This is a genomic window from Blastococcus goldschmidtiae, assembly GCF_031845325.1.
In the GTDB taxonomy this organism is placed as follows: domain Bacteria; phylum Actinomycetota; class Actinomycetes; order Mycobacteriales; family Geodermatophilaceae; genus Blastococcus; species Blastococcus goldschmidtiae.
This window is the reverse complement of sequence record NZ_JAVREI010000006.1, coordinates 126,771-153,693: the sequence shown is the minus strand read 5'-3', so window position 1 is coordinate 153,693 and position 26,923 is coordinate 126,771. Positions and strand designations below refer to the sequence as shown.

At 73.7% G+C, this 26,923-nt stretch carries 25 protein-coding genes and 1 tRNA gene; 11 read left to right on the top strand and 15 right to left on the bottom strand.

The window, feature by feature from the left end:
* Positions 1–12: 12 nt before the first annotated feature.
* A complete protein-coding gene (locus RM425_RS11160) occupies positions 13–1,626 on the bottom strand; it encodes a carboxyl transferase domain-containing protein (RefSeq protein ID WP_311345271.1) in 1,614 nt (537 codons plus the stop codon).
* Between the two features lie 94 nt (positions 1,627–1,720).
* Between RM425_RS11160 and RM425_RS11155 the strand changes: the two genes are divergently transcribed.
* A complete protein-coding gene (locus RM425_RS11155) occupies positions 1,721–2,323 on the top strand; it encodes an SACE_7040 family transcriptional regulator (RefSeq protein WP_311345334.1) in 603 nt (200 codons plus the stop codon).
* 54 nt (positions 2,324–2,377) lie between these two features.
* On the opposite strand, the gene RM425_RS11150 is transcribed toward RM425_RS11155, so the two are convergent.
* Positions 2,378–4,294: a hypothetical protein gene (locus tag RM425_RS11150; RefSeq protein ID WP_311345270.1), complete on the bottom strand. Its 1,917-nt coding sequence runs from the start codon at positions 4,292–4,294 to the stop codon at positions 2,378–2,380.
* 212 nt (positions 4,295–4,506) lie between these two features.
* Between RM425_RS11150 and orn the strand changes: the two genes are divergently transcribed.
* From orn to RM425_RS11135, 3 genes are all read left to right on the top strand, one after another.
* A complete protein-coding gene (gene orn / locus RM425_RS11145) occupies positions 4,507–5,163 on the top strand; it encodes an oligoribonuclease (RefSeq protein ID WP_311345269.1) in 657 nt (218 codons plus the stop codon).
* 93 nt (positions 5,164–5,256) lie between these two features.
* Positions 5,257–5,332 (top strand) — tRNA-His (locus tag RM425_RS11140).
* 767 nt (positions 5,333–6,099) lie between these two features.
* Entirely contained in the window at positions 6,100–7,251 is a 1,152-nt protein-coding gene (locus RM425_RS11135) for a hypothetical protein (protein ID WP_311345268.1), read from the top strand.
* A 325-nt stretch (positions 7,252–7,576) separates the two neighbouring features.
* Here RM425_RS11135 and RM425_RS11130 read toward each other — a convergent pair whose 3' ends face one another.
* Positions 7,577–8,314 (bottom strand): ZIP family metal transporter, encoded by a 738-nt coding sequence (locus tag RM425_RS11130; protein WP_311345267.1) that lies wholly within the window; start codon positions 8,312–8,314, stop codon positions 7,577–7,579.
* Positions 8,315–8,526: 212 nt separating this feature from the next.
* Here RM425_RS11130 and RM425_RS11125 point away from each other — a divergent pair, with 212 nt between their 5' ends.
* Together RM425_RS11125 and RM425_RS11120 are read left to right on the top strand one after the other, a co-directional pair.
* Positions 8,527–9,135, top strand: a complete 609-nt coding sequence (locus RM425_RS11125; RefSeq protein ID WP_311345266.1) for a Rho termination factor N-terminal domain-containing protein — start codon at positions 8,527–8,529, stop codon at positions 9,133–9,135.
* 7 nt (positions 9,136–9,142) lie between these two features.
* Positions 9,143–10,060, top strand: coding sequence for a glycosyltransferase family 2 protein (locus RM425_RS11120; RefSeq protein ID WP_311345265.1), 918 nt, complete (start codon positions 9,143–9,145; stop codon positions 10,058–10,060).
* On the opposite strand, the gene RM425_RS11115 is transcribed toward RM425_RS11120, so the two are convergent.
* The 6 genes from RM425_RS11115 to RM425_RS11090 all read right to left on the bottom strand — a co-directional run bounded on the left by RM425_RS11115 (position 10,038) and on the right by RM425_RS11090 (position 15,249).
* Positions 10,038–10,916 (bottom strand): polysaccharide pyruvyl transferase family protein, encoded by an 879-nt coding sequence (locus RM425_RS11115; protein WP_311345264.1) that lies wholly within the window; start codon positions 10,914–10,916, stop codon positions 10,038–10,040. The two genes, RM425_RS11120 and RM425_RS11115, sit on opposite strands and share 23 nt — an antisense overlap.
* Before the next feature lie 60 nt (positions 10,917–10,976).
* Positions 10,977–11,990, bottom strand: coding sequence for a non-homologous end joining protein Ku (ku, locus tag RM425_RS11110; RefSeq protein ID WP_311345263.1), 1,014 nt, complete (start codon positions 11,988–11,990; stop codon positions 10,977–10,979).
* Between the two features lie 95 nt (positions 11,991–12,085).
* Entirely contained in the window at positions 12,086–13,006 is a 921-nt protein-coding gene (locus RM425_RS11105) for a hypothetical protein (protein ID WP_311345262.1), read from the bottom strand.
* Positions 13,003–13,413 carry a hypothetical protein gene (locus RM425_RS11100; protein ID WP_311345261.1) on the bottom strand — a complete coding sequence of 137 codons (411 nt, stop codon included), beginning with the start codon at positions 13,411–13,413 and terminating at the stop codon, positions 13,003–13,005. Before RM425_RS11100 ends, RM425_RS11105 begins: the two co-directional genes overlap by 4 nt.
* A complete protein-coding gene (locus tag RM425_RS11095) occupies positions 13,410–14,648 on the bottom strand; it encodes a phospholipase D-like domain-containing protein (RefSeq protein WP_311345260.1) in 1,239 nt (412 codons plus the stop codon). The genes RM425_RS11100 and RM425_RS11095 overlap by 4 nt, the downstream gene beginning before the upstream one ends.
* Before the next feature lie 310 nt (positions 14,649–14,958).
* Entirely contained in the window at positions 14,959–15,249 is a 291-nt protein-coding gene (locus tag RM425_RS11090) for a hypothetical protein (RefSeq protein WP_311345259.1), read from the bottom strand.
* Positions 15,250–15,871: 622 nt separating this feature from the next.
* On the opposite strand from RM425_RS11090, the gene RM425_RS11085 reads away from it, so the two are divergent.
* The 3 genes from RM425_RS11085 (at position 15,872) to RM425_RS11075 (ending at position 18,179) form a co-directional block, all read left to right on the top strand.
* Positions 15,872–16,267 carry a hypothetical protein gene (locus tag RM425_RS11085; RefSeq protein ID WP_311345258.1) on the top strand — a complete coding sequence of 132 codons (396 nt, stop codon included), beginning with the start codon at positions 15,872–15,874 and terminating at the stop codon, positions 16,265–16,267.
* A 95-nt stretch (positions 16,268–16,362) separates the two neighbouring features.
* Positions 16,363–17,319 (top strand): SDR family NAD(P)-dependent oxidoreductase, encoded by a 957-nt coding sequence (locus RM425_RS11080; protein WP_311345257.1) that lies wholly within the window; start codon positions 16,363–16,365, stop codon positions 17,317–17,319.
* 44 nt (positions 17,320–17,363) lie between these two features.
* On the top strand, positions 17,364–18,179 hold the full coding sequence (locus RM425_RS11075; RefSeq protein ID WP_311345256.1) for an alpha/beta fold hydrolase: 816 nt from the start codon (positions 17,364–17,366) through the stop codon (positions 18,177–18,179).
* A 31-nt stretch (positions 18,180–18,210) separates the two neighbouring features.
* Here the strand turns inward: RM425_RS11075 and RM425_RS11070 are convergent, their stop codons facing one another.
* Together RM425_RS11070 and RM425_RS11065 are read right to left on the bottom strand one after the other, a co-directional pair.
* Positions 18,211–18,573, bottom strand: a complete 363-nt coding sequence (locus RM425_RS11070; RefSeq protein WP_311345255.1) for a hypothetical protein — start codon at positions 18,571–18,573, stop codon at positions 18,211–18,213.
* A gap of 39 nt (positions 18,574–18,612) precedes the next feature.
* Positions 18,613–19,983, bottom strand: a complete 1,371-nt coding sequence (locus RM425_RS11065; RefSeq protein WP_311345254.1) for an FAD-binding oxidoreductase — start codon at positions 19,981–19,983, stop codon at positions 18,613–18,615.
* 172 nt (positions 19,984–20,155) lie between these two features.
* Between RM425_RS11065 and RM425_RS11060 the strand changes: the two genes are divergently transcribed.
* Positions 20,156–23,044, top strand: a complete 2,889-nt coding sequence (locus RM425_RS11060) for an ATP-binding protein (RefSeq protein ID WP_311345253.1) — start codon at positions 20,156–20,158, stop codon at positions 23,042–23,044.
* 34 nt (positions 23,045–23,078) lie between these two features.
* Here RM425_RS11060 and RM425_RS11055 read toward each other — a convergent pair whose 3' ends face one another.
* The 4 genes from RM425_RS11055 to RM425_RS11040 all read right to left on the bottom strand — a co-directional run bounded on the left by RM425_RS11055 (position 23,079) and on the right by RM425_RS11040 (position 25,601).
* The gene (locus RM425_RS11055) at positions 23,079–23,348 is read right to left on the bottom strand and encodes a nickel-binding protein (RefSeq protein WP_311345252.1); all 270 of its coding nucleotides are present in this window, start codon (positions 23,346–23,348) and stop codon (positions 23,079–23,081) included.
* A gap of 140 nt (positions 23,349–23,488) precedes the next feature.
* Positions 23,489–24,763 (bottom strand): cytochrome P450, encoded by a 1,275-nt coding sequence (locus RM425_RS11050; protein WP_311345251.1) that lies wholly within the window; start codon positions 24,761–24,763, stop codon positions 23,489–23,491.
* A complete protein-coding gene (locus tag RM425_RS11045; RefSeq protein ID WP_311345250.1) occupies positions 24,760–24,972 on the bottom strand; it encodes a ferredoxin in 213 nt (70 codons plus the stop codon). The genes RM425_RS11050 and RM425_RS11045 overlap by 4 nt, the downstream gene beginning before the upstream one ends.
* Positions 24,969–25,601 carry a TetR/AcrR family transcriptional regulator gene (locus tag RM425_RS11040; protein ID WP_311345249.1) on the bottom strand — a complete coding sequence of 211 codons (633 nt, stop codon included), beginning with the start codon at positions 25,599–25,601 and terminating at the stop codon, positions 24,969–24,971. The genes RM425_RS11045 and RM425_RS11040 overlap by 4 nt, the downstream gene beginning before the upstream one ends.
* Positions 25,602–25,792: 191 nt before the next feature.
* On the opposite strand from RM425_RS11040, the gene RM425_RS11035 reads away from it, so the two are divergent.
* Positions 25,793–26,803, top strand: a complete 1,011-nt coding sequence (locus tag RM425_RS11035; protein ID WP_311345333.1) for an alanine racemase — start codon at positions 25,793–25,795, stop codon at positions 26,801–26,803.
* Positions 26,804–26,923: the final 120 nt, after the last annotated feature.

The window sequence follows — 26,923 nt, the reverse complement described above, 5'->3', positions numbered from 1 at the left end:
AGCGCGGTGAGGTCACATGCGGAAGACGCCATAGCCGACCTCCTCGAGGGGTGCGTTGGCACAGGCCGAGAGCGCCAGGCCCAGCACGGTGCGGGTGTCGGCGGGGTCGATGACGCCGTCGTCCCAGAGCCGCGCTGTGGCGTAGTAGGGGTGCCCCTGCTGTTCGTACTGCTCCCGGATCGGCGCCTTGAACGCCTCCTCCTCCTCGGCCGGCCACTCCTCGCCGCGGGCCTCGATCCCGTCCCGGCGGACGGTCGCCAGCACCGAGGCCGCCTGCTCCCCGCCCATCACCGAAATGCGGGCGTTGGGCCAGGTGAAGAGGAACCGGGGCGAGTACGCCCGCCCGCACATCGAGTAGTTGCCCGCCCCGAACGACCCGCCGATGACGACGGTCAGCTTCGGCACCCGGGCGCAGGCGACGGCGGTGACCATCTTGGCGCCGTGCTTGGCGATGCCCCCGGCCTCGTAGTCGCGGCCGACCATGAAACCGGAGATGTTCTGCAGGAACAGCAGCGGGATCTTCCGGCGGTCGCAGAGCTCGATGAAGTGCGCGCCCTTGAGCGCGGACTCGCTGAACAGCACGCCGTTGTTCGCGATGATCCCGACCGGATGACCGTGCAGCCGGGCGAAGCCGGTGACCAGCGTCGGGCCGTAGAGCGGCTTGAACTCGGCGAACCGGCTGCCGTCGACCAGCCGGGCGATCACGTCGCGGACGTCGTAGGGCGTCCGGGGGTCCGGCGGCACCACCTCGACCACCGACTCCGGCGGGTACAGCGGCTCCTCGACCGGGTCGACGTCCCAGGGGCGGGGCTCCCGCGGGCCCAGGGTGCCGACGATCTGCCGGACGATCTGCAGGGCGTGCGCGTCGTCGTCGGCCAAATGGTCGGTGACCCCGCTGACCCGGCTGTGCAGGTCTCCCCCACCGAGGTCCTCCGCGGTCACGACCTCACCGGTCGCGGCCTTCACCAGTGGGGGGCCACCCAGGAAGATCGTGCCCTGGTCGCGGACGATCACCGCTTCGTCGCTCATGGCCGGGACGTACGCGCCACCGGCGGTGCAGGAGCCGAGGACGGCGGCGATCTGGGCGATGCCGGCCTCGGAGAGGGTGGCCTGGTTGTAGAAGATCCGGCCGAAGTGCTCGCGGTCGGGGAAGACGTCGTCCTGCATCGGCAGGAACGCACCGCCGGAGTCGACCAGGTAGATGCAGGGCAGCCGGTTGTGCAGCGCCACCTCCTGCGCGCGCAGGTGCTTCTTCACCGTCATCGGGTAATACGTGCCGCCCTTGACCGTGGCGTCGTTGGCGACGACGACGCACTCACGCCCGGCGACGCGGCCGATGCCGGTGATGATCCCGGCGGCCGGGGCGTCGCCGTCGTAGAGGCCGTGCGCGGCCAGCGCCGACAGCTCGAGGAACGGGCTCCCCGGGTCCAGCAGCGCATCCACCCGCTCGCGGGGCAGCAGCTTGCCGCGCGACACATGGCGCTCGCGGGCGCGCTCGCCGCCGCCGAGTGCGACGGTGCGCAGCTGTTCGGCCAGGTCCGCGGCCAGCGCCGCGTGCGCCGCCGCGTTGCGGGCGGCGGCGTCGGGATCGGTCGCGGTCGGTCGGGTCAGCACCGGGGCGTCCACGGCTGCAGGTTAACCGCGGTTCACTACGGAGGGCCAGAGCGCGCCGCGCGTCGGTGAACGGCGGTTCACCGGCCGGTACGATCCCGGCGTGACGATGACCGGTACGGAGCGGGACACCGCTCTGCACGCCGACGTCGACCGGCCCTCGCGGCGGGAGCAGATCCTGCAGGCGGCGGCCCAGCTGTTCGCCGAGCGCGGCTCCCGTGCGGTCGGCGTCGACGACGTGGGTGCGGCCGTCGGCGTGACCGGTCCGGCGATCTACCGCCACTTCGCCGGCAAGGACGCGATGCTCGCCGAGATGCTGCTGCGGATCAGCGAGCGCCTGCTGGCCGGCGGGAGCGAGCGGGTGACCGCCGCCGGGGCCGATCCCGTGGCCCAGCTGCGGGCGCTGATCGACTTCCAGGTCGAGTTCGCGCTGGAGAACCCCGCCCTGATCACCGTGCACGACCGCGACCTCGGGTCGCTGGCCGACGCCGACGCCGCCCAGGTGCGCCGGCTGCAGCGCCGCTACGTGGAGGTGTGGGTCGCGGTGCTGGCGCGGCTGCACCCCACGTCCGACCCCGCCGCCTGCCGGGCCCGGGCCCACGCCGTCTTCGGGCTGATCAACTCCACCCCGCACAGCGCCGGCCAGCTCGACCGGCCCGCGATGGCCGCGCTGCTCACCGGCATGGCCGAGGCCGCCGCCACCGTCTGCTGAAGGATCCCCTCCCTCTCACCGCTCGCACGCTCGCAGCGAGCCTCCGGAGGGCGCCTAGTCGAAGGCAGGTGTGGTCAGGGACAGCCCGCTGGTGGCGACCTGGTCCACCTCGGCGGCGGTGCCGGCGGCGGACGGATCCACCCAGTCGCTCTCGACGATGGTGACCGTCGATCCGGAGACCGCGCTGGCGTACTCGGCGTCGGTCAGCTCCTCCGGTCCGCCGGGGTACCTGACACCCTCGCTCAGCAGATCGCTGACGTTGCCGGTCCCGGTGGTGTCGGTCAGGCCCCGCAGCTCGCGCGCGGCCACGGTGTCGGGCATCCGCACGCGGGAGACCGAGACGACGACGTCGCGCCCGCCGACCTGCGCCGAGTAGAGCGCCCGGGCCAGGCCCGTGCAGTCCGACGCCTGGAAGAAGGCCGCCGTGTCGCCGTAGGCGTTGCCGACGCAGGTGTCGTCCACCTCGGCGGCCCGGAGCGTGTACGCCACCCCCGCGACCTGCTGCACGTTGCCCACCGCGGGGCCCGTCGGGCCGGCGTCCCCGGTGGGCTGGGCGGGTGCGGCCGTGTCGCCACCGCCGTCCCGGTCGGCCAGCCCCAGCGCCAGCCCCACGCCGACCAGCGCCAGGACCAGGACGGCGGCCAGGACCAGCAGTATCCGGCGGGTGCGACCGGGCCGTTCGGGGTCGTCGTGGTCGGCGGGGCGGTCCCAGAAGTGCTGCTGGTCCGGCTCCGCGACCGGCGGGACGGGTGGTGTGGCGGCAGCCGACGGCTGCTGCGCGGGCAGCACGGCGGTGCGCGGCGGGGAGTCCGCGACCTCGGGCTCGCCACGGGCGAAGAGTCCGCCGATGCCTGCGTCGCCCGACGGCGGCTCGGCGGGTGCGTCCACGGCCACGGTGTCCTGCGTGGTCGCCGGAGCGGCGTCGGCGGCGTCGGCGGCGTCGGCGACGGACGGCCCGTCGATGGCCACGGTGTCCCCGGCCGGCGCCGCCGCAGCGGCGGTCACGGACGGGGACGGGGACGGGGACGCCGGCACGAAGGCGACCGGGTTCGTCGGGCCGCCGGCGGCCGCGGCGTTCCCGACCGGCGCGCGCGCCGGGGACTGGGCGGCTGCCGCGGCGTGCGCGGCGGCGACCGAGGCAGCCACCGCCTGGTCGATCGACGCCCGGGTGGGCGCGGCAGGCTGGGCCGGGGACTCCTGCGGCGCGGACGCCGGCGGAGGTGCCTGATGCTCGGCCGGGGCCGGCGGCGGGGCGCCCGGCGCGGCGGCGGCGGGCGACGCGGCCATCGCCGCCGGCGTCAGCAGCTGCGGACGGCGCAGCACGTAGGGCGAGTACGGGAAGCCCTCGCCGTTGAGCTCCTCGACCGAGGGCCCGCGGCCCTGCAGGCCCAGTGCCTCGAGGGCGGCCCGTACGTCGGCCGTCGTCCACAGCCGCGGGTTGTCGACGCCGGTGTACCGGCTCGCCCGGGCGATCCCGAGCAGCAGCGAGCGGGTCTCCAGCAGGGCCACCTGGTCGCCCTCGCCGAGGTCGCCGTCGGCGGGCAGGAGACCGTCGATACCGCCGACCAGCACGGTGAGCCGGGCGATGCGGCCGGGCTCCAGGCCGGCGCGACGGAGCCGCACGGCGGTCTCCATGCCGGCGCGCATGAGGCCGTCGAGCGGCGTCGAGCCGCCTCCGGCCAGCTGCAGGACCGCTCCCCCCGTGCCGGCGGGACCGATCCCCCACGGGCCCTCGGGTGACGCGGTGACGACGCCGGACTGGCGCACCACCTCGGCCACCCGGACCACCGCGATGCCCTCGGGCACGAAGAGGATCGCGTCGGACAGCCGGCGCTGCAGCGGCCCGTCGGCGAACGGGATGGAGGCCACCACCGCTCCCCGGAGGGCGTTCCCGGTGTCCCAGCGCACCAGTTCGGAGAAGAAGGCACGCTCCCCGTCCGTCTGCGGCGGCAGCGGGGTGAGGGGCAGCACGGTCGTCCTCCGGGCGATGGGGTGGGTGGTCCGGCAGTGCCGGGCGCAGCCGGCGGTCGATCGACCCCCGGCGATCGGCCCGACGCTACGTCACCTGCCGGGGCGGTCCCGGGCACCCGCGCCGGGCATGCCGCGATTCACCCGCGGCGGGAACGTGGCACGCCCGGGCGTCCGCGGGACGCCGTCGGTGGTGGTGCGTACTGTCGGTCGCCGTGGCTGACAGCACAGGGCACCTGGTCTGGATCGACTGCGAGATGACCGGACTGGACCTCGTCAAGGACAAGCTCATCGAGGTCGCGGTGCTCATCACCGACTCCGAGCTGACCGTCCTGGACCCGGGTCTGGACCTCATCATCGGCGCCGACGACGCCGACCTCGACGCGATGGACGAGGTCGTGCGGGAGATGCACGCCAAGTCGGGGCTGACCGAGGAGGTGCGCGCCGCCACGCTGACCGTGGCCGAGGCCGAGCAGCAGATCCTCGCCTACGTGAAGCGGTGGGTGCCCGAGCGCCGGACCGCTCCGCTGTGCGGCAACTCCATCGGCACCGACCGCGGCTTCCTCGCCCGGGACATGCCCGAGCTCGACGACCACCTGCACTACCGGATGATCGACGTCTCCTCGGTCAAGGAGCTCGCCCGCCGCTGGTTCCCCCGGGTCTACTTCGGGCAGCCGGCCAAGGGGCTGGCGCACCGCGCGCTGGCCGACATCATCGAATCGGTCCGCGAGCTGGCCTACTACCGGCGCACAGTGTTCGTCGAGGCGCCCGGGCCCAGCACCCAGCAGGCGAAGAAGGCGGCCGAGGAGGTCGTCGGCGGCTTCGCGGCGCTCCTCTCCGGCGAGGTCGAGCCGGCCTCCGCCGGAGACTGAGGCGCGCCGCTCCCCCGGCCTCGTCGGGGACGGCGGCGGCTCCGGTATCGTTGCGCCGGTTCCCCTCCGGCTCACGCGCGGGGGACGGACATGGTGGGTGTAGCTCAGTCGGTAGAGCACCAGGTTGTGATCCTGGGTGTCGCGGGTTCGAGCCCCGTCACTCACCCCAGCACGGAGAGGCCCTGGTCAGGGAACTGACCAGGGCTTTTACGTCTCCCCGGGTCTCCGTTGGGGGGCAGTCCCCTCCGCGGGCGCCCCCCAGCGGGGCAGATCGGGGGGCGTGACGGGGGCGACTGCGCATCGCGCAGAGCCCCACACCGTGCGGCTGGTCGACCTGACCCACCACCACACGCGGACACAACATGTGGATCGACTCCCGCTGCCGCCAGTACCGCGTCCACTACCGCGACCCTCAGCCGCAGCAGCCGAACCGCCGGTCCTACGGACGACCCGGGGTGTGAGCCTTGTGAGAGTTGTGCGAGAGGCGGTGTGCAGCAGCCCGCATCTGGGCTGCATCGCCTCACACCGGCGCCGGAGAGCCCGTCGCCTTGTCGAGGACGTGCGCGTCGGCGAGAGCGGTGAGGTCGGTGAGGTCGGCCGCCAAGGTGCTGGGGCAGCAGATGTGGTCCACCCACGTCCCCAGTCCGCCCAGGCGTTGACCGCCTCGACCTACCGTCGCGCGGCTGTGGCCTTCGCGTCGTCCCTTTCGTCCGGTTTCCCTTGCCCTCGAGCAGCACGACGAGCCGGTCGGTCATGCGCACCACGAAGTCGGGTCGGGACTCATTGACCGGAGGGTCGACCGCGCGGGAAGGTGCAGATCAGCCCATCGGGCGCCGACCACGCGCGTCCGAGCCGTCCCCCCCGCCGTCCTCCCGCCACCTGGAGCACCTCCTGACACTCGCCTTCGACCATCCCGGCGCCAGCGCCAGCGCCACGGTGTCGACGACCACCGGCCTCGTCTGGCTCGCCGGGCTCACGTCGCTCGGCGCCGGGGCGATCCACGCCGCCGCCATCGGGGTCCACAGCGAGCACCGGTCGGCCGTCGTGGCGTTCACCGCCGTCGCCGCCCTCCAGCTGGCGTGGGGCGTCCTGGCGCTCATCCGTGGCAACCGCCTCGTCGCCGTCCTCGGCCTGCTGATCGGGACGGGCGCCCTCGCCGGCTGGGCCCTCGCCAAGGTGAGCGGCATCCCCTTCGTCGCCGGCCTCGACGAGGCCGAGCCCATCCAGACGGCGGACGGCCTCGCCGCCGGCCTCGCCCTCACGTCGGTGCTCGCCCTCGGCGTCGCCCTGTGGACGTGGCGCAGCGCCCGCCCCGGGCTGCGGGCGCCGCTGCCACTCATGGCCGTCGGCGTCTCCGCCCTCACCGTGTTCGGCATGGTGACGGCCGGCTCGCACGCTCACGCCGCCGGAGACGGCCACGGCTCGGACGGGACGGTCGCCGCCGACCATCACGCCGACGGGACCGGGACCGCAGACCACGTCGAGGACGCCTCGGCGGCCACCGTCCCCTACGACCCCACCAAGCCGATCGACCTGAGCGGCGTCGAGGGCGTCACCCCCGAGCAGCAGGCCGCGGCCGAGAACATCATCGCGGTGACCCTCCACGGCCTCCCGCAGTGGGCGGACCCCACCTACGCCGAGGCCAACGGGTTCCACTCCATCGGCGACGGCTTCACGGGCACCGAGCACCTCGTCAACGAGGCCAACATGGACGACGGCGTCATCCTCGACCCGGACGTCCCCGAGTCTCTCGTGTACGACACGAGCGGCGGCGGTCGCCGGCTGGTGGCGGCGATGTACATGCTCAAGCGGGGCACGCCCCTCGAGCAGGCCCCCGACCTCGGCGGCAACCTCATGCAGTGGCACACCCACGACAACCTCTGCTACGACGCGGAGGGCAAGGTCCGGGGAATCACCGATGCGAGCGGCGCCTGCCCGGCGGGCCTGGTCAAGCCGGTCGAGACGCCGATGATTCACGTGTGGCTGGAGCCGCACCCGTGCGGGCCGTTCGCGGCGCTCGAGGGCATCGCCGGCGGCCGCATCCCCGACGGCGAAGAGGTCCTCTGCGACCACGCCCACGGCGACTGACCGACGCCCCCGGCGGCTCGTTGCGGGCCTCGCTCAGCGATGGCAGTCCCGCCCCTGGGCGGCCCCGCCGACGTGAACCGGGTCCCCGGCGAGTGGACGGCCCACGGGGCGCCGACCCCACCGGTCGTCGTGGACGAGTTCCCCGACCGACCGGCCCGCACCGGCCCGTGCCCGCCCTCGGGGAACAGAGACCATCAGGGACGTCACCTCCGTCCTTCCAGCGCCGTCCTTCCAGCGCCGTCCTTCCAGCGCCGTCCTTCCAGCGCCGTCCTTCCCGAGCCGCCGGGACGGCCATCGGGACGCGGCTGCCCCTGTGCTGTACCGGTCACGCACCGAGGTAGACCGAGATGGCACCGAACAGGGCGAAGCCGGCAGTGAGGAAGACCGGCCCCAGCCGCGAGGTCTCCCCCTCGTGGGCCTCGCTGATCATCTCCTCGACCACGACGGCGGTCAGCGCACCGCCGGTGAGGGCCAGCACGGACAGGGTGACGATCTCGGGGGCGTCCCGCAGGGCCCAGTAGCCGATGGTGGCGCCGAGCAGGATCGGCACGGCAAATCCTGCCGCCATGGCGATCCGCTTCCTCCGGCCGATGCCGGCGTTGCGCAGGGTGGCGACGGCGGCGAAGCCCTCCGGTACGTCGGCGGGCACCTGGCCGACCGCGAGCAGCAGGCCGAGCGCCGGGTTCACCACGGTGCCCGTCCCGATCATCACGCCGTCGCTGAAGAGGTCCATCGAGACCCCGGAGAAGATGGCGAAGGCTCCGGACTGCTTCTCGCCGCCGCCACCCGTCCGGGCCTGCACGAATCCGATCATCCGGTCGAGCCCGATGAAGATGGCCCCGCCCGCGACGAAGGCCAGCAGCGGAATCCACGGCAGGCCGGCGCCCAGCGCCTCCGGCATGAGCTCCAGGCCGACGACGGCGAGCACGATCCCCGCGGCCAGGTGCAGGGCGAGGCTCAACGCACGCTCGGAGACGGGGAAGAGCTCGGCCAGCACGCCGCCGGAGAAGTTGCCGGCCGCCGGCAGCGCAGCAAGAGCGAGGACGAGCAGGAAGTCGGACATGCACTCCTCCCATCAGGTCGGGACCACCGCCCCGCGGCGGCGCTCACTCCGCACTACCGCGGCACTGCCGACCGCAACCGTGTCTCGGGCTCGGTGACACCGCGGACCGCACGACCGCCGACCGGCTCGGACCGTGCGTGGGCCCGACCGTGACGGGTACGGCGACGGGGTCACCGATGACCGGTCACCGCGATCCGGACGAGGAGAGAATCGTGAGCAACGAGACGCCGAACACCCCCGGGCTGAGCGAGACGGAACTGCGGGATACCAAGGTCGACGACCTCCGCGACAAGGCCAGAGCCGCAGGGATCGAGGGAACCTCCTCGATGAAGAAGGAGGAACTCGTCGGCGCCCTCTCGGACGCCTACCGCAGCGGGGAGGGAGCCGGAGGCGGCGGGGACGACGGCGGGCAGGGTGAGGCGGGGAAGCCGGGTGACCGGGGTCCCGACGGCGGTCACCTGCGCATCGGCGACCAGACGTCGCGTTCCCTGCAGTACTCGCAGGAGATCGCCTCGCTCGACGAGGACCCTGAGCGCGCGGGCCGGAGCCTGGCCACGTCCAGTCACGAAGTGATCCGCAAGTGGGCCGAGGACCGCGATGCCGTGCCCGCCACCGTCGACGGGACCGAGCACGGCGACCACCTCGGTGTCCTGCGCTTCGACTTCGGCGGCGACTCGGACAACCTGCGCCACGTGAGTTGGGACGAGTGGTTCGACACCTTCGACACCCGGAAGCTGAACTTCCTGTACCAGAAGGAGCGCAAGGACGGGAACCAGAGCAACTTCTTCCGGTTGGAGAGCCCCGACCGCGAGGACGCCTGAGGGCCGGGTGGGATTCTCGTCCGGCGACCGGCCGTCGCCCCCTCGCGTCGGTGTCGTCGTCGCCACCCGGAACCGACGTGAGTCGCTGCTGCGGAGCCTCGCCCGGCTGGACGCCCCCGGCGGCGCGCCGATCACGGTGGTCGACAACGGGTCGACCGACGGCACCCCGGCGGCGGTCCGGGCTGCCCATCCCCGGGTGACCGTGCGCGAGCTGGGCAGGAACCAGGGGGCTGTCGCACGCAACGTGGGCGTCGCGATGTCGGCCACGCCGTACGTCGCGTTCAGCGACGACGATTCCTGGTGGGCCCCGGGCGCGCTCGAGCGCGCCGCCGACGTCCTCGACGCCCACCCGGGGGTGGCGGCGCTGGTCGGGCGGGTGCGGCTGGCCGCCGACGGCTCCGAGGACGCGGTCTCCCGGAAGATGGCCCGCGCACCGATCGGGCGCCGGGCCGGGGCCCCCGGTCCCGACGTCCTGGGCTTCCCTGCCTGTGCCGCCGTCGTCCGACGGGAGGCGTTCCTCGCCGTCGGCGGCTTCTCCCCGCTGCTCTTCTTCGGCGGCGAGGAGAGCCTGCTGTCCCTGGACCTCGCCGCCGCGGGATGGCAGCAGGTCTACGTCGAGGACGTCGTGGCGTGGCACGACCCAGCGGGTCCGGCGACGGTGGCTCCGGCCCGGTGGGCCCTCCAGACCCGCAACGACCTGCTCGTCGCCTGGCTGCGCCGGCCCCTCCCCACCGCCGCCTGGGACACGGCCCGGCTGGCGGCGCGGGCGCTGCGTGATCCGTCGGCCCGCCGGGCCCTCGCCGGGCTCCTGCGTCGGCTGCCGGCGGCGGTGCGAGCCCGCCGCGCGGTGCCCCGGGAGGTCGAGGACGGGTTCTCGGCCGCCCACCGCCCCCTGCCCCGGCTCAGCTCCGCAGCTGCCGGGTGACCCAGTCGCGAGCCGCCGCATTGCCCGCCGCCCCCAGCGCACCCGCGGTGACAACCGCGTCCGCCAGCTCTCCGGACAGGCATCGGTCCAGCCCGGTGTCCAGCGCGGAGGTGGTCAGCTCCTCGCCCGGCAGGACGACGGGCCAGCCCAGCGCTGTCGCCTGAGCCGTCACCTTGGCCCCGCCCGCGACGGGGTCCACGGAGATGACCGGCCTGCCGTGCTTCAGCCCCAGGACGAGCGCGTGCAGTCGCATGCTGACCACGACGTCGGCCCGTCGGATCAGCGCCTCGACCTGCGCGGGCCGGCGCCGGTGGGGCTTCTCGTACAGATCCATCGTCAGCTGGAACCAGGGCAGACCCCGGGCCGCGAGCCACTCCTCGATGGTCTCGCGCACCTGGTCGGCACGGCTGCGCCCGCCGTACTCGCCCTGCGCAGGAGCGAAGGCCACCGCGACCACCGGCTGCTGGCCGTCCGGAGCGCCGGCACTCTCGATGGCGAGGTCCGGACGGGTGACGCCCGGTGCATCCCGTTCCCACACCTGGTCGAACAGGCGCCGGCCGACCTCGTCGACGACCGAGACGTTGATCGCCCACCGCACCGAGGCGCCGAAGGCCGCACACAGTTCGTGCAGCAGGGGTTCGTCGCTGATCGGGCCGCTGACGAAGACCAGGTGGGTGTAGTCCGCCGGGTCGACCTCGCGCCAGTCCACCCCGCTGCCCAGATAGGGCGCCTCCGCGACGTCGAAAGGGACGCCGAGGTCGGTGAGCCAGCCGGCGACGGTGTCCGCCCCCAGCTCGTCGCCGACGGTGGCGATGACCTCGTCGAAGCTGAACCATCCGGCGACGAGGACACGCATGCGTTCCACCCTGGCAGGCGGGTGCGCCGACGGCACGGTGAGGGACGTGGACTGCGCAGGTCAGGACGCCTTCCGCCCGGCTGCCCGCGCCGCGTGCACGGCGTCGGCGAGCTCGTCCCGGGTCATCTTCGACCTGCCGGAGACGTCCAGCTCCTGTGCCAGGTCGTAGAGCTCCTTCTTCGACATGTCGCCCAGGTCCTCCTCCGGTCCCCGCGCGGAGGTGTCGTCACCGGACCCCCGGCGCGCCCGGCGGGTGCTCAGCTTCCCGGCGTCCTCGGCGTTGCCCGGCCGGTGCCCCGCGGCGTTCGCCACGCTCTCGCGCAGCGCCTCCATCAGGTCCAGGACGTTCGACGCCGCCTCGGGCTCCCCCTCGGTCACGATCTCCTCGCCCCGGCGCTTCGCCTCGATCAGCTCGTTGACCCGGTCCCGGTAGGTGTCGCGGTAGTTGGTGGGCTCCCACTCGGTGGTCATCGAGTCGATCAGTGACACCGCCATGTCGAGGTCACGGGCCTTGAAGGAGTGGGCGACCGGCAGCTGCTCGATTTCCTCGACCGGGTCGCGGACCTCGTCGGCGAAGAACATGGTCTCGAGCGTCAGGACCTCGCCCTGGGGTCGGATGGCGGCCAGGTACTGCTTGGACCGCATGACGAAGGTGGCGACCCCCACCCGCCCGGCTCGTTCCATCGCCTGCAGGAGGAGTGCGTACGCCCGCTGTGCCTCCTCGTTCTGCGGGGCCAGGTAATAGGTCTTCTGGTAGTAGATGGGATCGATCTCGGACACGTCCACGAAGTCGGAGATGTCGATGACCCGTGAGCGCCCCGGTTCGATCTCCTCGAGCTCCTCGGGGGTGACGATGACGTACCGGCCGTCCCCGATGTCCTCGCCCTTGACGATGTCGTCGTAGTCGACCTCCTCGCCGGTGTCCTCGTTGATCCGCCGGTAGCGGATGCGGGAGGAGGTCCCCCGCTCGAACTGGTTGAAGTGGACCGTCTTGTCCTCTGTCGCCGAGTAGAGCCCGACCGGCACGTTGACCAGCCCGAAGGTCAGGGCCCCGGTCCAGATGGCACGAGCCACTGCGATCGCCTCCTCCACGAGCGTTGCCGGGGGCGGTACCCGCGGGGCGCTCCTGCATGCCGCTCCGGTCGGGGACCGCTGCTGCCGCGCGCAGGTCAGCCCTCGGCGCTGCGGCCTGTCGCGGCCTGCCCGAGCCGGTCCACGCGCGACCGGGCACGGTCGCGCACCGTGCTCGCGCGATGCGCCCGGCGCTCGGCGGCGTCTCGCCGCCGCTGGCCCTTCCGCAGCTCCGCGGTCAGCTCACCGGACTCCTTCTCGGCCCGGCGCAGCTCCTCCTCCAGGTCACCGATCCGCGCGCGCACCTCGTCCCGCCGGGTGCCCAGGCCGGCCAGCTCCTCGCGTTCCCGCTCCGCTTCTCCCTCGGCCTCCGCTGCGGCGGCCTCGGCCTCGGCCAGCTCCTCCCGGGCACTGGCCAGCTGGTCCTGCGCGGCACGCCGCCGCCGGTCGCCGGTGGCTGCCCGGTCGTCGCCGGTGCCGCCTCCTGCTCCGGTCGCGGGGCGCTCCTCCCCCCGGGGGACGGCGGCGAGCGCACCCCGGACGTCGGCCCGGCCCACCCCCGAGTACGACAGCGGCGTGGTCAGCAGGCCCGACAACGTGGCGCGGCCGGCCTCCTCGTCGGCCACCGCCGCACGCAGGGTGTCCTGCACCTGGGCCGCGACGGAGTCGCTCACCGGCCGGCCCAGCTCGTGCGCCAGCGAGCGGGCCTGCCGTGTCAGGGCCGTCACCACGCCGCGGCGTTGCCGGGTGAGCTCCTTCAGCTGCTCGCCCTCGAGCTCGCGTTGCGCCCCACGCAGTTCGGTCCCCAGGGCCACGAGCTGCCGCAGCTCGTCTGGCTCCCGACGCACCAGCGTGTTGACCACCCACGCTGCGGTCGACGGCTTCCGCAGCCTGCCGATCGCCTCCGCCAGTTCCCGCTCCCCATCGGCACGAGCCTCTTTCCGCCGTACGTCCCGAGCGGCGATGAACTCGTCGGGCGGCAGCCCGTACAGCTCGTCCGCGACACCCGAGAGCCTCACCGCCCACCGCCGCATCCGGTCGACGCTGCGTCTCCCCCCGGTGACGCGGCACACCGTGCCCACGCCACCAGCCAGCCCGTCTCGAGGACCGCGTCCACCAGGTACATCCGGCTGATGCGGTGACGCCCCCCGTAGACGACATCCACGGTGGCCACCACCAGCGCGGTGCCCATGCCGATCCGGCGAGCGGCCGTCACGCCGTCCTGGGACGGTTCGGCCCGGAGCTGCACCGCACCGTTGGCCACCATCAGCCCGCTGACGGTGCGCACCAGCCAGCGGTCCGCCTTCGGGCCGGTGACCGCCTCGAAGCTCCGCATGCGCAGGAGCGGCCACGCACCCCCCAGCACGTTGAACAGGCCGTGCGCCCGCGCCAGCCGCACGCCCGCCGGCGAGGCTGCCGTCCTCATCCGTCCTCCCCTCGCCGTGTGCGAGCCGCCGGACCGAGCAGGTGTCCCGAGGAGCGCCCGGCCAGTCCGAGGGCCCCCCAGCCACGCAGCGGCCGCCCCGCCAGTTCCGCGGCCATCTCCAGGGCCCGGCGCCGCGCGCCCCGGGAGCGCCATGCCGCGGGGAGCACGCGCTCGCTGGCGCCGAGGTCGTCGTCGAAGTGGTCGTCCAGGAGCCCGACGACGGCCGCATCCTCGATCACCATCGCCACCTGCTCGTTGAGCGCGAGCGACCGGGCGTCGAAGTTCGTCGTCCCCACCATCGCGACCGCGGCGTCCACGGTGATGACCTTGGTGTGCATCAGGGTCGGCTGGAACCGCCAGATCTCGACACCCGCGTCCAGCATCGGCCGGAAGTCGGTCTCGGCCTGCAGGTGCACCGCCGGTCGTTCGACGTGCGGGCCCGACACCAGCAGCTGGACCCGTACGCCGCGCCGGGCCGTCGCCACGACCAGCTCCAGCAGCCACCGCGGCAGGCGGGCGTACGGAGTGGCGACGCGCACCGTGTCGCGCGCGGTGTGCAGCAGGGCGGCGATCGCGATCGCGGCCTCGTTCCACCCCGGTTGCGACGGCGGGCGGAGCACCTGGACGGCGGTGTCCCCGGCCTGGCCCAGCGCCGGGAATTCGTCCTGCTCGGTCAGCAGCGCGCCGGGCAGCCGGACGTACGCCTGCATCCACGCCGTCACGAAGGCCGACCGCAGACCGGCGACCGCGGGGCCCTGGACCCGGTAGGCGGTGTCCCGCCAGTCCCCCGGGCGGTCACCCTGCCCCGTCCACGTCCGGGCGATACCGGTCCCGCCCGTGAAGGCGACCGTCTCGTCGCACACCAGTACCCGGCGGTGGGTGCGCATGTTCCAGACCGTCGGTCGCCAGCTGGGCAGTGGCCGGTAGAAGAGGACCGGGCAGCCGGCAGCCCGGAGGCGACCGAGCTCTGCCCGGTCGACGTCCTTCCCGCCGAAGCCGTCGATCATCACCCGCACCCGCACCCCGTCGGCGGCGCGCTCCACCAGCGCGTCGGTCACCTGCCGGGTGACCTCGCCCCGGGACCAGGCGAACCAGATCATGTCGATGGTCCGGCGAGCGGTGCGGATGGCCTCCAGCAGCGCCGGGAAGGTCTGGTTCCCGTTCTTCAGGACGTCGATGCGGTTGCCGTCGGTGAACGGCACGCCCACGAGGGCCTCGAGGGCCGGGCGACGCATCGTGGACGGCGCGATGGCGTCCTCCTGTCGTCCACGGCTACGGCGCCGAACCGGGGAGCCTGCTCCTGGTGGGACGGCCGCCGGCGTCGTCCCACCCTCGACAGCACGTCCGGCAGCCACGGAGAACTCCTCACGCTGAGCGGTCCTTCCCGTCGTTCCGCTGCCCGCCGGCAGTGCCCGGTAAGCCCCGCACCGGCGCTGTCACCGCATTGACACATGCCGGTCGGGGGTCCGGCCGGGAACAGCGTTCCGATCCGTCGGTCACTGCGTCGTCGCACCGCTCCGATGGCCCCGAGCCGGGCGACCGCCGTCATTCCGACATCTCCTCGCCGTCCGGGTGCCCCGCGGAGACGAGGAGCCGTTCGGCGACGGCCGACTCGTTGCTCTCCGTGACCAGGTACCCGATCCCGGCCGCGAACGGCGCCAGGGCCCAGAGGCTGATGTGGGACATCGACTGCGCCAGCAGCAGCGCTGCGCCCATGCCGACGAGGACGGAGAGGACGTTCAGGCTCGTGCCCGCCGCCAGCGTGCGGGTGGGGTGCTGGGGCATCGGCCGGCGGAAGCCGCTCGACAGGATCCCCTCGAGCAGGGTGAACGACATGACCGCGCCGATCGCGTACAGGAAGATGCGGCGTATCCGGGGAACCCTCCAGCGTCTGCAGCAGGCCGAAGGTGACCGTGGCCAGGATGGAGAAGCCGAAGGTCGTGCTCTCCCGGTCGACGGTGCTCCTGAGCCCGCGCAGCACCGTGGTGCCGGCGGTGTCCGTTCCGTGCTGCTTCGACATGCCGCTCTCCTGTCGGTCCGGGGCCGTCCGGCTGCCGGACCGACCTGCTCGTCCGGCGGTCACGTGGTACCGCGCCCGGCGCCCGATAGTCCCCACGGCACCTGGTCGGGCCACCGCTGGCGGCGCCTCGGCCTGTGGTCGACGGGCCCGTCCCGGTCCTCCGGAACCAGGCCGACGGCCACCGTCCGCCTACCCGTGGAGGTCCACCGGGGCCCCGAGCGGGTGACCGCGGCCCCGCCCAAGGCCCTGGTCAGGAAACCGACCAGGGCCTCTCGCGTTTCCCGGGCGGCAGGACCCGTGGAGGCCTGCCACACAGCGCGCCACGGCGAGCGGGTCTCCCAACGAGAGCTGGCCGTCCGGACGCCCCGACCTGGCCGGCGTCCCGCCGTCCTGCCCTCCGTGGCTCCACCCCGACACGCCGTCATGAAGGAGTGGTCCATGCGCATCCGCCGGCTCGCCCGCACGGTCTCGGTCGTCACCCTGCCGTTCGGCCTGACCGCCTGCGGGAGCGCCATGGAAGCCACACCGGCCACGGAGGAGGAGTTCTGCAGCTCGTACGACGCGACCTACCGCTTCAGCGAGGCAGAGGGCGAGCGGATGGCGGAGGAAGGACGCTTCAAGAGCGAGGACCGCGAGTGGCTGGAGAAGCTGTACGGCAGCGTGCCGGACAGTGCCGACGACGAGGTGAAGGGTGCAGCCCAGCACCTGATCGACAACGGCCACTCGGGCCCGGGCGACCTGCGGGAGCGGGACCTCTCCGATGCCGAGCAGGATGAGATGTTCGGCGCCCTGAGCACCATCACGACGTACGGCGAGGAGACCTGCGCGGTCTGACCCGGTCCCGCGCAGGATCTCCGGCGACCTCGCTCGCTCTGGACGGGCCGCCCACGCGGTCGCCCTCGCGAGCGGGTCACGGCAGAGTCCCGGCCATGCCCCTCATCAGCACCCGCTTCGACGCCACCAGCACCGCCGCCGACGTCGTCGCCGGCCACGACCTCACCGGGACGCGAGCCATCGTCACCGGCGGCGGCTCCGGGATCGGCGTGGAGACCGTGCGGGCACTGGCCTCGGCCGGCGCCGAGGTCACCATCGCGGTCCGCGACCCGAGGCAGGGCGGGCGGGCCGCGCAGGACGTCGCCGGTACGACCGGCAGTACCACGCTGCGGGTCGCCCGCCTCGACCTCCTGGACCTGGACTCCGTCGCGGCGTTCGTCGCCGACTGGGACGGTCCGCTGGACCTGCTCATCAACAACGCCGGCGTCATGGCCCTGCCGCAGCGGACCCTGACCGACCGCGGCTGGGAGACGCAGTTCGCCACCAACCACCTCGGCCACTTCGCGCTCACCGTCGCCCTGCACGACGCCCTGGCCGCGGCGAGGGACGGCGCCCGCATCGTGTCGGTGTCCTCCACCGGCCACCTGGCCTCGCCCGTGCACTTCGAGGACATCCACTTCGCGCAGCGGGAGTACGACCCGTGGCAGGCCTACGGCCAGTCGAAGACGGCGAACGTGCTGCTCGCCGTCGAGGCGACCCGGCGCTGGGCCGACGACGGCATCGTGGCCAACGCCCTGATGCCGGGCGGGATCATGACCAACCTGCAGCGGCACGTGTCCTCCGACGTCATCGAGGGCTGGGAGAAGGCGCAGCGCGAGGGCACCGTGACGTTCAAGACCCCCGAGCAGGGTGCGGCCACCACGATCGTCGCCGCCGTCGCCCCGGAGTTCGCCACCGGTGGGCACTACCTGGAGGACTGCGTCGAGGCGCCGACCGTCGCCGACGACGCCAGGGTGCGGGCCGGCGTACGGCAGTGGGCCCTGGACGAGGGCAACGCCCGCCGCCTGTGGGATGTCAGCGAGGAGCACGTGGCCCGGCACCAGGGCGGCTGAGCGCCGCCTGGACGTCGACCGGTCGGTCCTCCACCATCGACCACGTGGAGGCGCCCCCGGTTCGGGTCCCGATCGAGGGCGGTGTGCTGGAGGCGACGGTCACGGGTTCCGGCGACCCGGTCGTCCTCGTGCAGACGGCGCTGGTCGCTGACGAGCTGCTGCCGCTGGCCGAGCGGCTGCGCCGCCGGTTCCGGGTCGTCCACCACCACCGGCGGGGATACGCCGGCAGCAGCCCGGCCCTGCAGCCCGGCTCCGTGGCCCGGGACGCGACCGACTGCGCGCGCCTGCTCTCGGCGTTCGCCGTCGACCGGGTGCACGTCGTCGGCGCGTCGTACAGCGCCGCCGTCGCCCTGCAGCTGGCCGTCGACCACCCCGGCGTGGTGCGCACGCTCACCCTCGTCGAGCCGCCGCCGGTGCACGGTCCCGCGGACGCCGCGTTCCGCGCCGCGAACGCCGCACTCCTGGCCGACGGACGGGCTCTCGGCGCCGAGGCCGCCGTCGACCGCTTCCTCGTGTCCCTGATGGGGCCCGACTGGCGCGAGCAGCTCGACGGTGCCCTGCCGGTCAGCTCGGCGCAGGTGCTGCGGGACAGCCGGACCTTCCTCGACGTCGACATCCCGGCGCTGCTGGCCTGGCCCTTCGACGCCGCCACCGCCGCCCGCATCCGCTGCCCGGTGCTGCACGTCGCCGGCAGCGACCACGGCCCCCTCTTCGACGGCGTCGCCGACCTGGTCCGCGCCTGGCTGCCGGACGCGGACCAGGTGACGATCCCGGGCGCCGGGCACGACGTCGCGCTGACGCACCCTGATGCGCTCGGCGAGGCGGTGGTCCCGTTCCTGGCCCGCCATCCCCTCGGCTGACCGCGACACCGCCCCGTCGGTGGTCCGGGGGCTAGGCACCGCCGCCCTGCAGGTGGCGGACGACCTCCTCGAGCTCGGCGGTCGGCGAGACGTCGATGTACTCGCAGTCCTCGAGCGCCTCCGGCGCGTGCCCCGGTGCCCAGTGGAAGGCCTGGCCCGCCTCGTACGTGGAGTCGCCGTCCTTGGTGTGCATGACCAGCCGGCCGGAGATCATGTACCCCCAGTGTGGGCACGGGCAGAGGTCAGCGGGCAGGCCCACCAGGCCCGGCCGGAGGTCGGTGCCGGCCGGCAGGCGCACCCAGGCGATGGTGTTCTCGCCCGCCGGGCCCGCCCGGAACTCGAGCCCCCCGTCCTGGATCGCCATGGGAAGGTCCGTGCGGTCGATGGCGCGCATGTCGTCTCCTCGGTACGGGATGCCGCGGTGGGCACCGGATCAGGGCTGGATGTTCTGGTTCAGGTGGAAGAGGTTGTCCGGGTCGTAGCGCCGCTTCACCTCCCGCAGACGGGCGTGGTTGGTGCCGTAGTTGGCGCCGGCCCGTGGCTGGTCGTCCGCCGACGCGAAGTTGACGTAGCCCCCGGCCTCGGAGTGCGGGGCGATCGCGGCGTGGTACTCGCGGACCCAGGCCGTGTTGCGCTCGTTGTCCGCCGGGTCGGGCCACATGCCGGCGATCACCGGAGCGAACGACGCGTCCCGATGCCCGAACGCCGTGGCGTCGCCCGCCACGTCGTGCACCGCGCCGTTGATCGAGTAGAGGTGCACCGTCGAGTTGACGGTGGGCACCTTCGGCCCGTGCTCCATGTGGACGGCGATCGCCTCGTCGGTCAGTTCGCGGACGAAGGCGGCCTTCCAGTAGTGCTGCAGCCCCGGGGGGACCAGCCCGTCGAAGGCGCTGTTGAGTGCCCCGTACGGCATCTCGCCGACGTGCTCGGCAACCGGGCGGGCGATCTGCCGGAAGCCGTCGAAGATCCGCTCGCCCTCGGCCGCGGTGCCGGTCCAGCAGGACACCAGGGCCACGAAGGGCTCGCCGACCCGGTCCTCCGGGACGAACGGCAGCGGCGGCGCGATCTGGAAGGCCGGGAAGCCGCCGTACTCGCGCGGTGCCGTGCGGATGAACTCCCGGAAGTACGCCAGCACGGCCGGGCCGTCGGACAGCTCGAAGAACATCGGCCCGCCGTGGACGGTGGTCACCGGGTGCAGCCGGAAGGTGAACCGGGTGACCACGCCGAAGTTGCCGCCACCTCCCCGCAGCGCCCAGAACAGGTCCGGGTGCTCGGACTCGCTGGCGGTGACCACCGAGCCGTCGGCCGTCACCACCTCGGCCGCGAGGAGGTTGTCGCAGGAGAGGCCGTAGCCGCGGCAGAGGTACCCGATGCCGCCGCCCAGGGTCAGTCCACCGACGCCGGTCGTGGAGATGATGCCGCCGGTCGTGGCCAGACCGTGCGCGGCGGTGACGTCGTCGACGCGCCCCCAGGTGCTGCCGCCGCCGACGGTGGCGGTGCGCGCCTCGTCGTCGACGTCCACCGTCTGCATGGCCGACAGATCCGCCACCACCGCGTCGTCCGCGGTGCCGAAGCCCGGCACGCTGTGCCCGCCGCCGCGCACGGCCAGCGGACTGCCGCTCTCGGCGGCACAGCGCACCGTGGCGACCACGTCGGCGGTGCCCGCGCAGCGGACCACCACCGCCGGGTGCGCGTCGATCATGGCGTTGTAGACGTGCCGCGCCTTCTCGTAGGCGGCGTCGCCGGGCCGGACGACCGGTCCGCTCACCCGCGTGGTCAGGACGTCGAGTGCTGGCAGGGCCATGGCTCCTCCTGGGGCTGGATCCCGGTGTGCCGCGCATGTCGCGGTGCGGATCCGACGCTAGGAGCGAGGGGGCGGCGACCACATGACCAGATGTGCCTGACCTGACCGCCACCCCGCGCATGGTCAGATCTGGTCATCGACGGGCGGAGCCGGCGGGTCTAGCGTCGGATGGGTGTCCGGCTGGGCGCCACCACCGCTCCCGGCGCGCTGGTCGGCACCCGCGCGCCCGGCTTTCGTCGGCCGCTGGGCGGAGCTGAGCACGCTCGAGGAGGTCTGGAGCGCCGTCCTCGCCGGCACCCGGCAGGTCGTGTTCGTCGGCGGGGAACCCGGGGCCGGCAAGTCCCGCCTGCTGGCCGAGGTCGCCACTACGCTGCACCGGCACGGCGCCACCGTGCTGGTCGGCACCTGCGCCGCGGAGTTCGGACCCCCGTACCAGCCCTTCGGCGCCCCCCTCGGCGCGCTGATGGGTCTCCGGGCGGACCCCCGGCACGACGAGCGGCTGTCGACCCTGGCCGGACGGAGCCCTCCGGAGGACACCGACGCCCCCTCGCACGAGTACCGGCGGACGCTCTACGACGCGGCGGTGGAGGCGTTCTGCGACGTCGCCGGCCGCCGGCCGCTGGTCCTCGCGCTGGAGGATCTGCACTGGGCCGGGCCGTCGTCCCTCCAACTGCTCAGCCACCTGGTCGAGCGCACCGCGGACTGCCCGATGCTCGTCCTGGGGACCCACCGCACCACGCTGCCGGACCGGTCCGGAGGTCTGGTGCGCACCGTTGCCCAGCTGCACCGGCTCGACGGCGTGCGGCGGCTCGACCTGGCCGGGCTGGCCGCCGAGGACATCGCCCGGTACCTCGTGCAGGAGGGCCACCTGTCCCCGCGCGAGGCGCGCAGCGCCGCCACGGTGCTGCGGGACCAGACCGGCGGCAACCCGTTCTTCCTCCGCGAGCTGTGGCGCGACCACACCGCGCGGGGCGCGAGGACGACCCCGGCACGGGAGGCCCGGAGGGCGCCGGCCTCGGTCCGCGACACGATCCTCGACCGGCTGGAGCGGCTCTCCGCCCCCGGCCGCCAGACGGTCGAGCTGGCCGCGGTCATCGGTGAGGACGTCGACGTCGGGACCGTCCTGGCGGCAGCGGAGTGGAGCCGGGCGACCACCCTCGCCGGGCTCGACGAGGCCGTCGCCTTCGGTCTGCTCGAACCCGTCCCGCCGGGCGACGACGTCCTGCGCTTCGCACACGCGCTGTCGCGCCAGGCGGTGCTGGAGCTCATGCCGGCCTCACGCCGCCTGAACCTGCACGCGGAGGTCGCGCGCGCGGTCGAGTCCACGGCCCCGGCCTCCGAGCGGCGGACGCGGCAGCTGGCCTTCCACTACGCGCAGTCGCAGGCCCTCGGCCACGCGGGACAGGCCGTCCGGTACCTCACGGCCGCAGCACGGTCGGCCGCGCGTGGCCTGGCGCACGAGGATGCCGCGGGCTGGTTCGAGCAGGCCTCGTCCCTGGTCGACGACGGGGCGGAGCGCGACCGGCTCGCCCTGTCGGCCGCCGACAGCCACCTCCTCGCCGGGGACTTCGCCCGCGCCCGCGCCCTCGCCGAGCAGGTGGCCCGGGGCGACGGGGACACCGGCGAGCGCCTGCGGGCCGCGGTGACCTTCGAGGACGCCTCCTGGCGGCCCGGCCTGCCAGGCCACCGCTCGGTGCACCTGCTCGTCGACGCTCTGGCGGAGATCGCACCGGACCCCACGGATCCTCGCTACGTCCGCGGCCTGGCGAGCCTGGGGCGGGCGCTGGCTTTCACCGGCGCCACCGAGGAGGCCGGCGCGCTCGGCCGGCGGGCGATCGGACTGGCCCGCAGCCAGGGCGACGACGACCTGCTGGCCCACGCGCTGCAGGCGAGTCTCTGGAACGGCCTGCGTCCGGAGGACGCCCCGGACAAGCTCGCCCGCGCCGGCGAGCTGTCCTTGCTGGCGGACCGCACCGGAGCGCTCGGTCACCTGGGCCCCGCGGCCTACTACCGGGGCGTGATCTCCTACCTGCAGGGCGAACCGGTCGCGCTGGCGCAGGCGCACGACGACCTGACCCGGATGGCCCGGGCCACGGGTCAGACCTTCTTCGACTACATGGCCGGGTGCATGAGCTATGCCCGCCAGTTCGTCGCCGGGGACTTCGCCGCCGCGCACCGCACGTGCGGCGCCCTGCAGGAGCTGGGCACCTCGTTCGGCAGCGACGACACCGAGGGCCCGTGCGCCGTCCAGAGCTACATGATCCGGCGGGAGAGCGGCCAGGTCGCCGCGGTGCGCACGCTGATCACCGGCGAGGAACGGCCGGAGGACCACTGGGCGCCCGGCCTGCTGGCCCTGTACACCGAGCTCGAGCTGGCCGGGCCGGCGGCGCGGCTGCTGACCTGGCTGCTCGACGGACACCTGGTCCGGCACCAGGACTCCGCGCAGTGGCCGTGCGTCCTGGTCTACGCCGTCGAGGCGGCGCTGTTCCTCGAGGACGCGGAGGCCGCGGGTGTGCTGCAGCCGCTGCTGGCCGAGTACGCCGGCAGCAACATCGTCGCCGGTCAGTTCGTGGCCGTCTTCGGCAGCGCGGACCGGTACCTGGGCGCCGTCGCCTCGCTGCTGGGTCAGCCCGGCGCAGGGGACCTCCTGGCGGCGGCCCTGGACATGGACACCCGGATGGGTGCGACCGTGCACCAGGCGCACAGCCTCGTGGCGCAGGTGGTCCACGGTCGTCGGACCGGCGCCAACGCCCCGCGGCTCGAGGAGCTCGCCGGGCGGGCCCGGCAGCTGGCCGAGCCCCTGGCGCTCCGGCGGGTGATGCGCCTCCTAGCGGAGCCGGCGCCGCCCGGGCCGGCACGCTCCCCCGGTGGCCTGACCTGCCGGGAGACCGAGGTGCTGCGCCTGCTCGGCGAGGGCCTGCTCAACCGCGAGATCGCCCAGCGGCTGGTCATCAGCGAGAACACCGCCGCCAACCACGTCCGCAGCATCCTGGCCAAGACCGGGTCCGGAAACCGGACGCAGGCGGCGATGTTCGCCGCCGCCCACGGGTTGCTCGCCTAGCCACGTGCGCGGAATCGACCTCCGGGGCGGCCGGTCACAGCGGCGCCGTCGAGCCGTCGGGCCGCAGCGTCGCTGCCATCTCGACGATGACGTCCGCGGGCAGCCCGGCGCGAGCGGCGGCGCGTCGGATCGCCTCGGCCGAGGGAGCCTCGTAGAGGCAGTACGTCTTCCGCTTGTCGGCGGACAGGAACGAGTAGAGCCACTCGACCCCCTCGTCGGCGTTGATCCGGTTGACGCCGTCCGCGTCGTCGGCGGTGACCTCGAGGTCGTCGGCGAAGCGGCGTTCGATCATGAAGACGGGCATCGGCCGGCCCTTCGACGGAGGTGTCGACCGTACTCGCCGATACGCCGCACCGGCCGGTGTCCGGCCACCGCGTGGCCCCTGGACGGCGCCGGCCGGCTGACGGGGACACCGGTGGCCTCCCCGTCAGCCGGCGGACGGGGTCAGCCGATGCGGACCGGCAGCGCCCGGGGCCCGCGGATCTGCCCCGCCGACCACCGCACCGCGTCGGGATCGGCCAGGCTGAACTCGGGGATGCGGTCCAGCCAGACGTCGAGCGCCACGGTCAGCTCCATGCGCGCCAGGTGGGAGCCCACGCAGCGGTGGATGCCCAGGCCGAAGGCGGCGTGCCGGTTCACCTCGCGGTCGATGACCACCTCGTCGGCCCGCTCGAAGCGCTCCGGGTCGCGGTTGGCCGCCGGGAAGGGCAGCAGGACCCAGTCCTCCTTCTTCATCTCGACACCGCCGAGCTCCACGTCCTCCTTGACCAGGCGGGCCATGGTGACCGGCGCGTAGGCGCGCAGGAACTCCTCGACCGCCTTCGGGCGCAGGGAGGGGTCCTCCACCAGGCGCTTGCGGTCCTCGGGGTGCTGCGCCAGGTGCCACAGCGAGGAGCCGATCGCGCTCCAGGTGGTGTCGATGCCGGCGATGAGCAGCAGCGTCATGGTGCCCACCACGTGCTGCGGGGACAGCTTCTGCCCGTACAGCTCGGCGTCGATCAGGTAGCTCGTGAGGTCGTCGCGCGGGTTGTCCAGGTGGTCGCGGACCTGGTCGAACAGGTAGTCCGACAGCGCCATCCCCCTCGCCTGACGCTCCTCGAGAGGCCCGTTGGCTCCCTCGAGCGCGTTCTCGACGAAGTGCGCGAACTTCTCGCTGTCCTCCTGCGGGAAGCCCAGCATGTCGGCGATGACCCGCATGGGGATGTACATGCCGTAGTCGGTCGCGGCGTCCACGACGTCCCGGCCGGCGAAGCCGTCGATCAGCGAGTGGCAGAACGCCTCGGTCGTCACCGCCTGCTTGGCGACGTTCGACTTGGTGAACGCCGGCAGCAGGAGCTTGCGCGCGTCGTGGTGGAACGGCGGGTCCGAGGAGATCGGCGGGGCCAGGCCCACCGGCGCCACGTCGAGCGGCGGCCGGACGTTGCTCACGATGATCGCCCGGGACGTGAAGTTCTCGGTGTCGTAGGCGATCGCCGCGACGTCCTCGTACCGGGTGGGCAGCCACGCGCCACCGAAGCGCTCGGTGCGCGCGACCGGGCAGCGGCCCCGGAGGTCGTCCCAGACGTCGATGGCGTTCTCCGCGTACTCCGGCTCCATGTGCGAGAAGTCGGTGGTCCAGTCGGACACCGGCCCGGTCACGATCTCGTTGAACGTGCCGAGCTGGCCCTGCGCGATGCGTTGCTGCCGGGCTTCCTCGTTGAACCTGTCGTCGACGGTCATCGTTCCTCCTCCTGGACGAGCACGGCGGACTCGGGGCAGTTGGCTGCAGCGAGACGGATGTCGCCCTCGCGGCCGTCCGGCACGGTGCCGTCGGCCGTGAGCGGGGTGAGGGTGGCGTAGCCCTCCTCGTCCTCCCCGAACAGATCGGGGGCGAGGTCGTAGCAGCGGCCGTGGCCCTGGCACGTCTCGGCGTTGATGGCGACTCTCATACGGATGTCCCGATCTGTTCGGCGGCAGGGTCTTCGATGGCGGTGACGGGCTGGAGACTGGCCACGACGCGGACCAGCAGGTCGGCCCACTCCGCGTCGTCGACGTCGTGGAGGTCGGGGCTGACGAGCGTCGTGCCCGCGGCCAGCGCCAGGCAGAAGTGCGCGACCGCCCGGGGTGGGAGCGAGGGGTCGAGGTCGCCGCGGTCCTGGCCCTCACGGACCAGTGCCGCGAGCCAGTCGGCCCGCTCCCCGATGTAGTCGCGCAGCGCATCGGCCACCTCGCTGTGGCGCCGGGCAGCGATCAGCGCCTCGACGGCCAGGTAGCTCTCCGGGTCCTGCCGCCGGCCCAGTGCCGCCCCGGTCTGCAGGAGCAGGTCGGCCACCGACCGGGTGGGGAACCTCGCCACCAGGTCGGCGAGCGGACGCCGTCCGTGCGCCCGGAGGGCACTGATCAGCAGGTCGGCGCGGGAGGTGAAGTAGCAGTACAGAGCACCGTTGCTCAGGCCCGCCGCGCTCGCGATGTCGGACACCCGGGTGCCGTCGTAGCCGCGCGCGGCGAAGACGTCGGCCGCGGCGCGCACCAGGCGTCGACGCGTGGCTTCCGCGCTGGCTCCGACCGTTCGCCCCATGACCGGAAATGAAATGTGATTCAGTTCACTGCGTCAAGGGCCACCGGCGTGGCGCCGCGCAATCGTCATGGCAGGCCGCCCACCACGCCGCCGGAACACGGGAACGGCCCCGCCGGGGCTGGTCGCCACCGGTGCGCGTCGGCCACACTCGCCGCCATGACCACGATCACGTCCGTGTCGAGCACGCCGTGATGCGGCTCGGCGAGCTGCCCACGCCCGCCCTCGTCGTCGACCGCGGGGCCCTGGAGCGCAACCTGGACACCATGGCCGGCGCCTGGCCGGCGCGCCGGCTCCGCCCGCACGTCAAGGCGCACAAGACCAGCGGCCTGGCCCGTCTGCAGGCCGACCGGGGCCACGTGGGCTTCACCTGCGCCACCATCCGCGAGGTCGAGGTCATGGCGGCGGCGGGGCTCGGCGAGGACCTGCTCCTGGCCAACGAGGTCCTCGACATGCGCCGGCTCGCGGCCGTCGTGGACGCGGGGAGCCGGGTGACGGTCGCCGTCGACTCCGACGCCGTGCTGCAGGCCGCCGTCGCCGGAGGCGTCCGGGAGGTGCTGATCGACGTCAACGTGGGGCTCCCCCGCTGCGGCTGCCCGCCGGAGGACGCCGGCCGGCTGGCCGACGCCGCGCGCACCGCCGGCCTGGAGGTCCGGGGCGTCATGGGCTACGAGGGCCATCTGATGCTCGTGGCCGACCCCGCCGAGCGCCGGCTGAAGACGGCCGGAGCCATGGACCTGCTGCTGCGGGCCTCCGCCGACGTCGGCGGCGACATCCTCTCCGGCGGCGGGACCGGCACCTGGCGGACGAACACCGCCGTGACCGAGCTGCAGGCCGGTTCCTACGCGCTCATGGACACCGCGTACGCCGCGCAGGACGACGTCCCGTTCGAGCAGGCGCTGACCGTCCTCGCGACCGTGGTCTCGGTGAACGGCAGCACGGGCTACGCCGTTGCGGACGCCGGGCTCAAGGCCTTCGGCATGGACCACGGCAACCCGACCCTGCCGGGCTCGTCGGTCTGGTACTGCTCTGACGAGCACACCGTCTTCTCGCCGGAGGACGGTGCACCGCTGCCGGCGATCGGGGACCGCGTGCGGCTGGTCCCCGCCCACATCGACCCGACCTGCGCCATGCACGAGCGCATGTGGCTGGTCGAGGGCGAGGAGGTCGTGGACTGCTGGCCGGTCGACATGCGGGGCTGGTAGAGCCCCCCTCGTGCGCCACCCCTCCGCTCCGGCATGCAGCGGGCGGGCGGGCTCGATGCGTCCTACTGGTGAGGACGGCTGACGGGAGCAGGACGTGACGAGCGAGCACTTCGTGGCAGC